Genomic DNA, 13,659 nt, shown 5'->3' on the forward strand with positions numbered 1-13,659 from the left:
ACCACAGTTATGGGCTGGAGCAATTGTTGTCATGGATAATTTATCAGTACATACTGCTGCGGTGATTCGAGACTCAATTGAAGCAGTTGGTGCACGTCTTGTCTTTTTGCCTCCTTACTCACCTGATTTATCTCCAATTGAATTATGCTGGTCAAAACTGAAGCAGTGTTTACGAGCAGCAAAAGTTACAACCCATGAGGCACTAAATCACGTTTTAACTCAGATTGTGAATGAACACATCTCCTCTGATGATGCTTGGGGTTGGTTTGCTCACTGTGGTCTATTCATCTGAAAACTGCTGTAAGTTGCATATTTAAGTTGGCTGATGACTGTCATCGGTCATTGGTCAACCACCTTAAGAGGTGATTATACAATTTAGATGCGCTTTAGCTTAGAAAGTTGAACTTTTTTGAAATCTAGTTGTTTCAAGATTTAAAACTATGACAACTAGACTAAATTTAACAAAAACAACCAATAATTCGCAAAGGCAAATTATGAAGACACTGGGATTGGTTTTGAAAAGTACAATTGCTTTTTTGTTCGCTGTTTGTCTATCGCTAAATTTACTAATTGGCAACGCATTGGCAGCAGGTCAATTTAGCAATACTTGTACAGATACTAGCGTATCCGAAAGTTTTGGACAAGTAACCCTGTCAGCAGTCTGTGAAAAAAAAGATGGTTCTTATGTGAAAACTTCAATTTTATTAAATCCCTATATAGGTAATGATGGCAAAGGGAATTTAATTTGGACTACAGACAACAGGATACTAAACTGCTTTGATTTTGGTGTGTCAGGTGATGGTTTAGTGAATGCTACCTGTTTCAACTTAACGCAAAGAAATAGTGACGATGTTTCATCATCTATTGATTTAGATGACCATATTGCCAACATTGATGGTCAGCTGCAATACGAATAAAATCTGAAAGTTAAAAAGTAAAAGTTCTTAATTATTGACTTTTATTTTTTGACTTTTCTTTGAATTCGCATTCTGCACCTTCAACCAATTGTGACATTTCAAAGTGCAGAATGCGAGTTTCAATAGTGCGAGCGCTCTTTGCAAATAAAGAATATTTCAGTCGATATCACCAAAATACTCTCGTACAGCAGAAATTTTGTCACCTGTAACATCCAAGGAAATCGCGTTCCTTCCTTTGAAAGGTTGGTTAGCAATGGTTCCTTGACTTTCAAATTCAAAGGTGACAGTTGTATTGTTACTGGTAATACGATCTGGTGAACTCAATGTCAAGCGATCGCCTGTTTCTGTCCGCGCTTGCAACCTTGCAATTATCTGCTGTTTACCCTCATATGCAAAGGGTTGGCTGCGCTGTTTGCCAACCGGTAGCCAGAAACTTACGTCATCACTGAGCATATCAATATAAGGCTGAAAATCGCCTGTTGCCCATCCTTTGGCAAGATGGTCGAATGCCTGTTGGGCAGTGTTAATAGTTGCAGTCTGCTCCATTTTTTAACAGTGTTAAGAATCATTATTATCTTGAGCGATCGCCACGGCCAATTCTCGATATCTCCGTGGATCGCCTTCTGGAAACACCAATCTTTCTTGATTTCTGCGTTCGTATAGTTTTTCCATAATCAAGTGCCAATCCATTGCTGACAAAGGTGATGGTTGCTCATCAGCAGGTTGTAATTCTTGGGCTTTTGCTTGCAATTGTTGCTGCGCCCAAAACACACGACCACGAACTGCCCAATTATGATCATTGTTCGCCATCTGCTCGAACTGGGATTGAATTTGTGACAGCCAGTCTGGATGTGTCGTAGAAATCGCCTGAGCCAGTGATTGCAAGCCTACCACAGCTGAATAGCGCACCACCCATTCTTCATCTTGCTGGGCTACAAATAACAAAGCTTCTAAGGCTTCTTCTTGAGCAATTTCCAGTAGTTCCTCGTTGGGAAACCAATGCCATTTCATGCTTCCTAAACCTCTAGCAGCTGCACGCCGGACACTCAAGGCGAAGTCGGCTGTTGCTGCACCCAACAAGGTTATTAATCCTCTAGGATCACCAATACCTGCTAGGGCACGGATTGCCCAGGCTCTAGCGGAATAGTTATGTCGATCCAGTTGCTCTAACAAAGGTGCCACTGCTGGTTCTCCGATTTGCACCAGTCCATCCACAGCCGCAACTGCTGCACCTGGATTGTTATAGCCCAGGACTGCAATTAACGTTGGTACGGCTTCTTCTAAACGAGCTGCTGCTAAATTTTCTACAGCTTCTAACATCTTTGTAGAAGAGTCTGCCTCTTCCACAGCACGAATTAGGGATTGGAGGGTGGCATTCATGAGGAGTGAGGATGAAGAATGAATAAAAATGATTTCAGGAATTGATGATATATATAGCTATCCTATAGCAGTTTGTGAAGAAGTATCAGGGAGCAGGGGAGAAGGGGTGCGCTGACAGGTGTAGGTTTTTTACACTTAGGAGGAGTTAAAACAGTAAAAATCGTCAACAGGAGTAGAAGGAAAAGAACTCCAACGATGAAGTTGAATAGGAAGATGGTTGAGTAAATTAGCAATCAGGGTTAACAATCCCTGGAGAAAACAAGAAAGATGACGTTGAGGATGAAGGTTAAGAGGTTGAGAAAATACAATGTGGTGAGATGGAAGTGTTTCTAAATTTGGGGGAGATGATTGATTTTCAGCTTCACCCTTACGGGTTCGGTAGTTGCTTTCCGACGCAAGGCGACAGGAACGCACTACCTCACCACCAAGCATAACCATCCAAAGGGTAGAAACTGCGATCGCTAACCTGCATACGTTCAGCACGTTGAGGGTCAAGTAAACGGGTGTTGTGCCACTGCCAACCGTCAGATTTAACATCGCGGTGAGGGGGTCGCAGTCTTGGCGGTTCCCGTCGATTGCGAACCCCCGAACCCGAAGGGTAAACGCATTCAGTGCTAGGACGTAAACCGTACCAAACAGCCGAAGCGCGAGTTGGTTCAATGTCAGTCAGAATCAACCACGGGTCTTGATAGCCGATATCCCAACGTGCCAGTAATGTGCATTTGAGTGGATTGGTTTTAAAACAAATAATCTGACCTGACCAAGATTGTGCAGGAGCAGAGACTACATCTACCAATAGATGCCATGTGTGACTAGGTGGAACTCGATAAGTCCCTTGATGGTTAATACGTAAAAACGGATGCCAGCCAGCATCGACAATTAGTTGATATAACCAATCTGCATACAGGCCTCGATCAGCCGTGACTATCACTTGAAATCTACTGGGAATCACACCTTGCAAGGCATTGATGAGTTCTTGCCAATGCCTTTTCCAACTACCTGGTTGATTAGCTCTTACAACACGCCATGCAATGGGGATTCCACTTCCAGCCAACAGAATATTCAGCGATAAGACTACGAACTGATTGCCAATAGTTGTTGCATCCAGTGCTAAAGCTATTTGTTCCAGGTTTTTGGGCAGTAAACTTAAAACCCAACTCAGCAATGGCGCAAAACAACTACTCACATCCAGACTGCGACGATGAAGCCCTTTTTTGGCTTCTGCTTCCTCATACCATTCTCTCAACCTTTGACGTACCGCCGAGGCTTTTTCTCCATTCACAACAGCAATGAATTGCGATACTTTACTTAAACTGCTGGATTTGGTCATTACCATCCCAAAACTCCATGTCGCCAACCCCACAACTTGCGGTATCGACAGATGTGGCATATGCTCTGATACTATGCGTGTCCACTGTTTGAGATACTCATTTTTCAGCATTTGAGTCTCATCCACACTTTGGTTTCTAATTTTATTTTCTGACCAGAGAGACTGAATACTCACACCCTTGTAAAAAACCTACACCTGTCAGTGGGGGGATGGGGGGATGGGGTGATAGGGAGATGGGGAGATAATTCTTTACTCCTGTCTCCTGCCACCTGACAACTTACGATTGACTATTGACCATTGACAACTGACTGTGGTTGTCCCCACAAGATTCGCTCTTGCTTGTAAATGGCAATTCCTGGTTTAGCTCCTTTGGGTTTATAAACATTTTTTGGTTGAGTGTACACTACTGGTACTTGGTCACTTTGACGAGCGCGACTGTAATAGGCGGTCAAATCAGCAACAAATTGTAAATCGGTTGCTTCCGGGACAGCACCAGGTTCTAAACGTAGTAGTACATGGCTTCCAGGAATCTCTTGAGCGTGGAACCACAGGTCATAATCCCCAGCTACACGAAATGTCAATTGGTCATTCTGGCGATTGTTACGACCAATTAAGACTTGAAAGCCATTAGGTGTGCGGTAATCATAAAAGTTAGTGCTAGCAGTTTCGTTTGTACTGCGACTGCGATATTCTGGGTCTTCTAGATACTTTTGTCCAATTAGCTCATCGCGGATTTCTTCAAGAGCCTGCAAATCTTCTACTGTTTGGTAATTATCTATCTGAGCGATCGCAGCTTCCACTTGCTCTAAATAGTCAATTTCTGCCTGCACTTCCAGCAGTAGGGGTTCAACGGCAGTCCGAGCGCGTTTAAGTTTTTGGTGCTGTTTGTAAAGGCTTTGGGCATTTTGTACAGCATTTTTATCTGGCTGGAGAGCGATCGCTATTGGTTTGCCTGTTTCAAAATCAGGAAGGGTAATTTCTTTCATCCCAGGTTCCCAATTTTGGAGATGAGCCATTAACAAATCAGCTTTTTGCCGGTATTCATCCGCTTGATCTGATTGCTGTAAACGATCCGTAAAGGTTTGAGCTTTGTTCCGTAATTTTACTAAGATATTATTCAGCTTCTGGCTCAGCTGATGACGCAATTGGGAAAAGACCTGTTGATTGAGTTGGTCATTATAATATCTGTTGAGTAAAACTTGGATGTCTGATGCTGGGGCAACCGCACCCCAACCCATGACAGTGTATCCCTTTGCTGTCCAAGCAGGTTGAAACTTACTCACATCCAAAGCTTGTAGCCATTGCTGCCATTTTTCAAACAGCTTTTGCCAGTCGTCAGAATTGAGGGTATCGGTGATGGTTTCTGGTGCTAAATTAGCCGCCAGCAGCATAGATTCTACTAGTGCAGCACTTAAGCCACTATAACTTTTTAATAACTGACGTTTGATTGCTCCTGGTACTAGGCTGACTCTTTCTTGCCAGCGTTCAATAGATTCGCTCAAACTGGGGATAGGGCCAGTAAGTTTAGGTGGTGTTTCATAAGGTTGTCCGGTTTGGATGGGACGAACACTAGATTGTTGCTGACTAACTTGATGGGCAGCAGTAATAATCAGATTATCGGCATCGGTGAGGATGACGTTACTGTATTTGCCCATGATTTCTACATATATATGATATAGAGCGTCTTCTTGGGGACGACGGGCAAATTGTAAATCAATCACGCGTTCCCAAGGTGCGATCGCCTCAATTGCTACCAAAGCCAAACCACCCAACTGGTGTATAAGTTGTTGGCTGAAGGTGAAAGTATCCGGTACACGCGGCGGTGGTTCGCCAATGCAAATGCGTGCAGCTTGGGGATGCCAGGAAATCTCTAGCCAACCCCGTTGTTTCAGGGTACGTAATGCTACAGCAATAGTGTAGCGATCGCGCTGATAAACTTGCTCTAAGCGCGACGGTAGCCAGTTAGCGCGTAGTTCGCTACAAGCAGCTTTTAGGGTGGTAAAGTCAACTGGTTGCACAACAATTAGCCGTTGGCTCTCAAACGTCGATGCTCAGTATAGCAAAGTGCTGAGTGTTGAGGAGCGACTGCGTTCAGTAGTGCTGAGTGCCTAGTAGCCTGCCAAAAAGATTTTGACAGGCGGGGGAAAGGGTAAGGGGAAAAGGGGAAAAGTTTTTAATTTCTTTCCCTTTCCCCTTTTCTCTTTTCCTTTTCCCCAATCTAAACCTGTCAATATTTGCGTGGTGAACTACTAGTCTATGTGATTACGGCTATTATGCTATCTTAATTACGAATTACGAATTACGAATTACGAATTACTATTAAACCTGTTGACTATCCAATTTTTTTCTTTTGAGAGCAGCTGCACCTGTCATAGTAGCAACGAAGATAGCACCAAGGGTACTAGGTTCAGGTACAGACTTGGAAATACCTACTTTAATCTGAAAAGCGAGATTAGAACGAGCAGGTGCAGCACCTATCCAGCTAAAGGCTGTTTTACCAGTTAGTGTGAAGGGAGCAGAAATATTAGATAAACCTAGATAATCTACATCTGCAGTAGAATTTGTACCTGCTGATGCTAGACTTCCAATGCTTGTACCATTAAAAACTAAATCGGTCAAAGATACAGCGTTTTGAATGTTATTCTTACTGCCTTTATTAGCAAAGGTGCGTAAATAAATGTTTGTTACAGGGTCGCTAAACTCTTGAGACGTTAATATTGTAGTCTGGTTAGAATCGAACACTTTATAAGTGACCTTGCTGCCTGTGTATTCCAGGCTAAAATCCCAGACTTTTCCATTGCCCCAAACCAAATTACCTGAAGCTACAGGTGTACCATCAAATTTATTAATCCCTAGTTCTCGTTCTGCGTTACTAAGAGTATTATTACCAATTCGACCTTCGGCAACAAATACCTCTTTAAAATACCCGTTATTTATCAGTGAGTTAAAATCTGCATCATCAAAATCTGTATCAGCATCTTGGGATGTCAAAGGGGTAAATGTCACAGCTTTTGCTGGGTTTGGAGCTACAAATAACCCTAAGCTGACTAATCCTAAAATCAAAAATAACTTACTATTACCTTTAAGCGTGTTCAAAACTAGCATTGTCTCTCCTAAAAATAAATATTATTAATTGTTAATCTTTGCAACAATTTTTCCAATTTTACTACTTAAACGCAAAATACAGTACCTGTTGATTTACCTTTTTCTTGCTACTTACTTAGAAGAAGAGGGTGTTGATCAAGGTGGAAGTAAAGCGTTTAAATTAGATATAAATTGTGTGTTATTAGCCTAAAACAAAGTCTGATACCTTGTCGATGACTAATGCTATTTTTTAATTAAAAATTTATATACAACAAGATTTGAAATTGGTAACTAGCTCAATTTAATGAAACTTAAAATGTGATGACTTCGCTTCAATACGTTTCACTCGTAATCACAAAACTTCTTTGAAGTTTTTCAAAGTTGACCTATTTGTAATGATTTTCTATGAAGATGCACTTCATATCTATGAAACGTAAGCGAGGTGTGAACAAGGAAGAGAAACGGAAAAACCTTTACTTTCCTAGAAAGGTGAAGGAGATGGAAAAGGGAAGATGAAGAGTAAAGAAGACTGGGTAAAAAACAGGATGGAATAGCTCAAGTCTTTTCCTTTTAAACTTCCCCTTCCTTTTCTCTTTCCCTTCTTTCCCTTTCATTGCTTAAAACGTTAGGAATTATGCAACTGACACACTAAGTAAAGGTTAGGGTTGTCAAAAGGAGCCACTGCGGTCTTGGGGTTTCCCCAAGTGGAGCAAGTGGCGTTCCACAGTGAATAGTTAAAATTAAGCTTTGTTGCACTATTGAACGCCAGTTCGTTCAAGTCGGGAAACCCTTTCGGCAATCGCTCATGGGGGGAACCCCCAAGACCGCGTTGCCTCACCACACGACTGGCTCCTATTGACAGCCTCAACTCAAAATTTATGACACTTACATAAGTCCCGAAGATTAGTAGCTCATCGAGTGATCAAAGCTGGTTGTTTGACGGGTTGTTCTAATAGCTTGGTGTAAAGTTCGCCAAGTTGAGTTGCTACCCCATCCCAACTAAACTTGGTTTCTACACGGTTTCTACCAGCTTTACCTAATTCATCGCGCCATTGTGGATTCTCTAGAATTCGGTCGATCGCAGTTGCAAAAGCAGCTACATCTTCGGGTAGCGCTAACAACCCTGTTACTTCAGGAACCACTGTAAACTGAAGTCCGCCGACATCACTGGCTACCACTGGTGTACCACTAGCCATCGCTTCAATGGCTACAAGACCAAAGGGTTCGTAGTGGCTGGGTACAACGCAAACATCGGCTGCTGCGTAGTAAGTTGGCAAAATTTCGTGACTGAGACGACCGGGAAGGGTGGTAAGATTATCCATCCCTAATTCCTGAATAATTCTCTCAATACGATCGCGCTCAAGACCATCGCTATTACCTGGTGTGCTACCACCACCTATAATTAGCTGGAGATTGTGATCACCTCGTAATTTCGATTCATTGATAGCACGCACTAAAGTTTCTATTCCTTTACGCGGGTCAAAACGTCCCACATACAATACAACTTTCGCTTCTTGTTCAATTCCTAATTTCAATCTGGCTGCTTCTCGGTCAATGGAACCAAAGCACCTAATATCGGTACCGCAGGGAATAATCTCGATATTGCCTTTGGTGGAAACGAGCGATCGCATATGTTGCTTTTCTTGTGGACTCGTTGCCACGATTGTTTCTGCTGTCTCTAAGACCTCTTTTTCCACTGCTAATCGCTGACTGGCAATTAGAGGAATATTTTTGATAGTGTTATATTTGACTGCTCCTAATGAGTGGTATGTGTGAACTTGCTTACTCCCTTGGATTTTCTTCAACTGCATTCCTACCCAACTAGAGAGCCAATAGTTTGTGTGAATTAAATGATATAAAATGCCTTCTTCTGTTTGAAATTTGAGAAAATTTTCCACAAATTCTGGCAAATAATTAAAAAGATTGTCTCGTGGTACAAACTCAACAGAACCAGCTTTTAAACGAATTGTTCGACAATTTTGGCTATGTTGAACTATTGTCTGTTGCTCTGCACTCACTTTGCGGGTAAACATATCAACTTGCCAACCCTGCTGTGCTAGCGCTTCACCCACATGGCGCACATAAACGTTTTGTCCTCCAGCTTCTTCCTTACCAATTTCGATCGCCGGATCTCCGTGGACGGAAATCAAGGCGATGTGTTTTTCAATGGTAGAGTTCATAGTTTGTGTGTTGCTGATTTTGACGACGTATCCGACGGTTCCAAGTGTGCTATGCAAAAACTTTACTCAAACTGTTAAGGAACATTGAGTAGTTTATATTTTAATTTAATTTGTAAAACATTCTTATCTCTTTACTAGAGTAAGTAATACTTTATCACTCACTATTTATATTTGCTGTCCCTATAAATAGTAAAATTTAATACTTTCAATAAATGCTATTTTATGGAAAAATACTCTGTACTGTATGATACATTTTAAAAATTAAAATAATTTATACTAGCAATAAGCCTATCCTATTTGATTTGTGAAAATCGTTACGTTGAGATTCTTGACTTCTTACAGAAGTCAAGAAAATTGTGTATTGCTATCGCAAGTATTTAATACAAATAAAAATGGGTAGTTTAAATGATTAAATTAATTTTGCCTATTTACTTAACGTTGATGTGAGTAGATATAAAAGTAACAGGTATCCGAATTGACGAGAAAGATTGCTTAATAATCAATTTCCTTGACTCTCAGCAATTTGTATTCTGAGACGAAAAAATTTATAAATATTCCTATGGAATAAAAGCTGAATGTAGTTGAGTAAGCTGTTCCGCATTGAAGTTGCAGATCTAATTGTGTTGACCGATGACCGATAACTGATGACTGTCATCAGGAGCCAGTTGCACAGTCAGGGTTTCCCCACTTGAGCTTTCAAGCGCGTTCATCGGTCAACGACCTTCTCCTAACCCAGACGCTACGCGAACATGAATAATTATGCTATTTAGATGTGTTTTAGCTTAGTTGTACTTTGCTCTTACCCAGATGTTTCTGAACTATAGCCGTAGTCACATAGGTTAGGACAGTGATGATTGCTCAAAGCCTTGAAATAACTGGTTTATACTCAGCACTTAGCACTTTGCTATATAAGAAGAGTTTTACAAGTCTATCTTAATTGAATAAATGTGATCGCCACTGTTGGCATAACTGCGTTAGCTTGCGTTTGCTTAGCTTACACAAGCTGAATTAAACTAGGTTTTTTATCCCAGTTTCAGACTCGTAAAACAAGCTGCCCTTAGCTAATGACCATAGCCTTAGATTATATCTTAAGACTGTAGCCAGCAAACAGATTTCACCCAACAGTGGCGATCGCACTTAAAACAAGCACTATAACTACCCTTTGATAGAGGAACTAGAAAATTACTGAACAATTAAAAATTAAAAATCACTTTTTTTTGATTTTTAATTTTTAATTTCTCTAGATTTAGTTTGTGGTTTGTGCAGCTAGCATCTGCTTCAGCTTTTCTAGTTCAGAAGCCCAGCGTGGGTCTGGACGAATAGCATCTGACTCAGCCGTGGTAGTAGTTTCACGATTACCGCCGCTACGCCGGGACTTTTTAGAACCTTTGTCTCGACGATTGCTGTCTTTATTTGTGTTAGGAGCAGGGATGCTGCTAGTATTGACAGCTTTGGGAGCTTGCTGCTCTTCGTTCTCCTCACCCTTTGTTCTAGGTAGTGCCTTCTCTAGTTTGATGGGAGTCTCTTTGAACAAGTGACCGTTATACTTTTCAATAATCTGATCTGCTTGTTCGTCATTGTTGACTGTCAGAAAACCGAAACCACGGCATTTACCAGTTTTCCGGTCTTTGATGAGTTTTGTAGTAACTGCATCGCCTTCTGCTGCAAAAACTGCTTGCAGGTCTTGACGATCTATTTCTTCTTTTGGCAAATTGCCTATATATAGGCGAACGGACATGAACTATACCTCCAGAGTTAAATGAACAGGCGCAAGGCAAGAAAACAATCACTTGGCTTTGGCTTTTAAATAGATGCTATTGACCAAGACTGCCATAAACCAATTTTTTTAATCCAAACTGTCAACCTATACAATACAGTTTTTCGTCGGGATCAAGCTTGTTTAATACAAAAGCGCATACAACGCTCAGCTAACATCACTTTAATTCTAAGAATTGTAAATCTATTAGCCTACTGTCTGCCACAGTAAATATTTTTTCAATGCTTTTGCCCGCAGAATTAAATACCATTCCTTACATTATCACGGTATTTTCTACGTAGCTAGTTCAGCGCACACATTTCCGACGATAGTATTATTGCATCGTAGCATAATGTACATTTTTTTCTCAAGAGCGTAGACAGGAAACAAAAACCAGCCTTGGGCTGGTTGATTTGCTGCTGTGTTGGGAGGATAAAAAGAGAAATTGGCGCAATCACCGAGTTGTGATCACCAAGCTATGGCGCTGATTTATGCCAATTGCTGGGGATTATGTTAATAAACGTAACACTTAGGCAAACAAATTGCAATATTTCTTTACATTTTGGGTTGTCAGTTGTCAGTTGTCAGTTGTCAGTTGTTAGTTGCCACTGACTACTGACCACTGACTAACCTGTGAGAAAAATGTATGCACCCCAAGCTTGTGCTGCAACAGCTAAAACAGTAGACCAGATGGGATGAGGGCTATGAAGTGTTTTACCACTTTGAGTTTGCAAGGTTTGGATGTCAATCCAAGGTGTTGCTCCTCGGCGGAACCAGCCTGTAACTGTAATTTGCCGACCGATCAAATCTTGGAAATTGACTGGTTGCCCTAGCCAGGAAATGTGGTGCAATTTTACTAAACCCGTATTGGACTGTAGGATTAAGTCTTGTGCTAAGCAATTGCCAGTACCCCGACGACCCAAAAGCTTGCCGACAAGATGTACTTTCACACTGTCGATGGGGATGGTAGATGGATTCGCTAACAGGTTGGGTAAGAGATCATCGGCTTGCAGGCTGCTAGTTTTAATCTCTGGAAAAAAAGAGTTCATCCGGATTACCATACCAATGCTAAAGCCAATGAGTAGGCAGCCTGTGACAAATGACCAATCTTCATATATCCACTTCAAATTTAAAAATTTGAGTGTAAAAGCAGCTTGCCATAGCAGCCAAATTAGACCAGCAAACACAAAACCTAAAGGAATGCCCAAAAAAGGAGCGATTTGTAATAAGAAAGATTGACGCGTCACCTTTAAGGACTGTTGGCTTAAAGATTGTTGACTAGCTAGATGTAGTTCGGTGTCTATATGCCAGTGCTGGGCTATTTGACAAAGGCGTTGGATGCGATCGCCAATTAAGGGATGGGTGTTGTTGATTGCTAACCAGTGGCGATAGGGATTGAGATGATCCCACATCAAAACAGATTCAAAGGTCAGATGACCCGCAACACTACCCAAAGAAAGACTCTGTTGATAACCTACTGGCATTAAGAGATTTAAACTTTCCAAGTGCCAACTGGTTTGTTCTGCTTTTTGCACATCGCCAGCAATACCAATGGCTATTTTGAGTAAAGCGCGAGTTAAAGCATTGGGGTTTCCAGTAATTTCAGCTGCCAGGCGATCGCTATAATAAAGCCGCAAGCGCGACAACCACAAAGCAGTGCCAGTCAATAAACCCCAAATTCCATAACAGAGGCTAGCAATAATAGTGAATGGCGGCCGCAAAATTTGATTGGTTTTGTCTCCCCACGCCGACACCTGCTGATATAGCCTGTATATTGGTAGCGTCACCACCAATACCAAAGACATCACCATAAAATCCCAGTGGGAAATATGCCCCAGTTCGGCAGCGTAAATGGTAGCAATCTCATCATCCGTTAGTTGTTCTAACAACCCCTGACTGACCACAATCCGGGCAGTATGAGGTAAATTACCATAGGTCAAAGCCATTGGTGCTGCTACTGGTAGAATACGCAACTTAGGTATTGGCCAGTGGCGCTGTTGGCAATAGCGGTGTAACACTCGCCCAGTTTCACGACTGTAATTATTCAACACATCTTTGGACAACTCTCGTTGCCCATAGGATGCTAATAGCCAATCTAGTAACCAGGGCGAAACTGCAAGCGAGGCGAACAACACTATTAATAAAAAATGAGTAGTATCGCTGTATAAAAGCTGCAATGGCTCCAAGTATGGTAGTTTGACTAAAGTGAAATTAATAAACTCCATTGCGAACTTGAGTATTTCCCGCAGCACCCAAAATAGAGCAATGAAAGTGCCTGCTGCCAGTAACCGCAATGGTATTAAGCTGGGCTTACGCAAAGGCTGCCATACCTTGGCGCGTTTTGCTTGCCGCCAATAGATGCCAAATTCTTTGATTTGTTTGTAGCCAGCACCCAAGAAACCATTAGATGGTGTGGCAGGTTTTTCTATAAATGTTTTTTGAAAACCATTAGGTGTTACAGCCGTAGAATTTCTGGGACTGACCGTTGTTACTTTTGTTTTTTGTGGTTTCTTGTGTGATGGTGCAGTGACTTGAGAATTATTTGAGTGTGAATTATCAAAGGCAACAAATCCAGTTTCAGAATTTGTTGATTGTTTATGAGGTTTTTTGCGTGCTGTTAAGTGTGTCAGGGCACGTTGTGCCCATTCTTTAACTTGTGGATTCTGGCTGACTGTGAGACTTTGACACAAAGCGATCGCCTTGGGGATTTGGCCAATGCGTGCATAAGCCATAACTAAGCCAACCTGGGCTTGCAAGCTAGCAGTATCATTGCCCTGGCTACTAGCCAAAGGTTCTAATTGAGCGATCGCTGTTTGGTAATTTCCTTGCTTGAGGGCAACTAAACCAGCCTCCAAAGACGATTCGGCATGTGAAGGCATAGAAATTCTGGCACTCCAATCTCTATTTAAATTAATTCATGGTTTGATAAAAGCGCATTCAGATCCCTGACCGAATAATTCGTAGTTCGTAATTTCTAATTCGTAATTGGAGACAAGTTTATTTTTCTTTGTT

Annotated in this window: 11 protein-coding genes; 2 read left to right on the forward strand and 9 right to left on the reverse strand. The window is 41.6% G+C overall.

All coding sequences use genetic code 11. From position 1 onward, the window contains the following. Both I8748_RS36395 and I8748_RS28520 read left to right on the forward strand, forming a co-directional pair. Positions 1-292: transposase (locus tag I8748_RS36395; RefSeq protein ID WP_198127869.1), on the forward strand; the 292-nt coding region annotated here is incomplete at its 5' end. Between the two features lie 148 nt (positions 293-440). Next, the gene (locus I8748_RS28520; RefSeq protein WP_198127870.1) at positions 441-917 is read left to right on the forward strand and encodes a CVNH domain-containing protein; all 477 of its coding nucleotides are present in this window, start codon (positions 441-443) and stop codon (positions 915-917) included. A gap of 156 nt (positions 918-1,073) precedes the next feature. On the opposite strand, the gene I8748_RS28525 is transcribed toward I8748_RS28520, so the two are convergent. The 9 genes from I8748_RS28525 to I8748_RS28565 form a co-directional block, all read right to left on the reverse strand. After that, positions 1,074-1,463: a nuclear transport factor 2 family protein gene (locus I8748_RS28525; protein ID WP_198127871.1), complete on the reverse strand. Its 390-nt coding sequence runs from the start codon at positions 1,461-1,463 to the stop codon at positions 1,074-1,076. Between the two features lie 12 nt (positions 1,464-1,475). After that, the gene (locus I8748_RS28530) at positions 1,476-2,297 is read right to left on the reverse strand and encodes a HEAT repeat domain-containing protein (protein ID WP_198127872.1); all 822 of its coding nucleotides are present in this window, start codon (positions 2,295-2,297) and stop codon (positions 1,476-1,478) included. A gap of 135 nt (positions 2,298-2,432) precedes the next feature. After that, complete coding sequence (locus tag I8748_RS28535; protein WP_198127873.1) at positions 2,433-2,729, reverse strand: hypothetical protein; 297 nt, start codon at positions 2,727-2,729, stop codon at positions 2,433-2,435. Beyond that, positions 2,716-3,738: a transposase gene (locus I8748_RS28540; RefSeq protein WP_198127874.1), complete on the reverse strand. Its 1,023-nt coding sequence runs from the start codon at positions 3,736-3,738 to the stop codon at positions 2,716-2,718. Before I8748_RS28540 ends, I8748_RS28535 begins: the two co-directional genes overlap by 14 nt. Before the next feature lie 176 nt (positions 3,739-3,914). After that, entirely contained in the window at positions 3,915-5,645 is a 1,731-nt protein-coding gene (locus tag I8748_RS28545; protein WP_198127875.1) for an Rqc2 family fibronectin-binding protein, read from the reverse strand. A 301-nt stretch (positions 5,646-5,946) separates the two neighbouring features. Further along, positions 5,947-6,732, reverse strand: coding sequence for a choice-of-anchor W domain-containing protein (locus I8748_RS28550; protein WP_198127876.1), 786 nt, complete (start codon positions 6,730-6,732; stop codon positions 5,947-5,949). Between the two features lie 890 nt (positions 6,733-7,622). After that, positions 7,623-8,891, reverse strand: a complete 1,269-nt coding sequence (locus I8748_RS28555; protein ID WP_198127877.1) for a glycosyltransferase family 4 protein — start codon at positions 8,889-8,891, stop codon at positions 7,623-7,625. A 1,246-nt stretch (positions 8,892-10,137) separates the two neighbouring features. Next, a complete protein-coding gene (locus I8748_RS28560; protein ID WP_198127878.1) occupies positions 10,138-10,629 on the reverse strand; it encodes an RNA recognition motif domain-containing protein in 492 nt (163 codons plus the stop codon). Between the two features lie 644 nt (positions 10,630-11,273). After that, positions 11,274-13,526: a M48 family metalloprotease gene (locus I8748_RS28565; RefSeq protein ID WP_198127879.1), complete on the reverse strand. Its 2,253-nt coding sequence runs from the start codon at positions 13,524-13,526 to the stop codon at positions 11,274-11,276. Positions 13,527-13,659 lie beyond the last annotated feature (133 nt).

This window comes from Amazonocrinis nigriterrae CENA67 (assembly GCF_016056305.1).
In the GTDB taxonomy this organism is placed as follows: Bacteria; Cyanobacteriota; Cyanobacteriia; order Cyanobacteriales; family Nostocaceae; genus Amazonocrinis; species Amazonocrinis nigriterrae.

Bases quoted from the DNA above. Each gene is read 5' to 3' on its own strand.
- I8748_RS28520 (WP_198127870.1), top strand. From the start codon at position 441: ATGACAACTAGACTAAATTTAACAAAAACAACCAATAATTCGCAAAGG.
- I8748_RS28525 (WP_198127871.1), bottom strand. From the start codon at position 1,463: ATGGAGCAGACTGCAACTATTAACACTGCCCAACAGGCATTCGACCAT.
- I8748_RS28530 (WP_198127872.1), bottom strand. From the start codon at position 2,297: ATGAATGCCACCCTCCAATCCCTAATTCGTGCTGTGGAAGAGGCAGAC.
- I8748_RS28535 (WP_198127873.1), bottom strand. From the start codon at position 2,729: ATGCTTGGTGGTGAGGTAGTGCGTTCCTGTCGCCTTGCGTCGGAAAGC.
- I8748_RS28540 (WP_198127874.1), bottom strand. From the start codon at position 3,738: ATGCTGAAAAATGAGTATCTCAAACAGTGGACACGCATAGTATCAGAG.
- I8748_RS28550 (WP_198127876.1), bottom strand. From the start codon at position 6,732: ATGCTAGTTTTGAACACGCTTAAAGGTAATAGTAAGTTATTTTTGATT.
- I8748_RS28555 (WP_198127877.1), bottom strand. From the start codon at position 8,891: ATGAACTCTACCATTGAAAAACACATCGCCTTGATTTCCGTCCACGGA.
- I8748_RS28560 (WP_198127878.1), bottom strand. From the start codon at position 10,629: ATGTCCGTTCGCCTATATATAGGCAATTTGCCAAAAGAAGAAATAGAT.
- I8748_RS28565 (WP_198127879.1), bottom strand. From the start codon at position 13,526: ATGCCTTCACATGCCGAATCGTCTTTGGAGGCTGGTTTAGTTGCCCTC.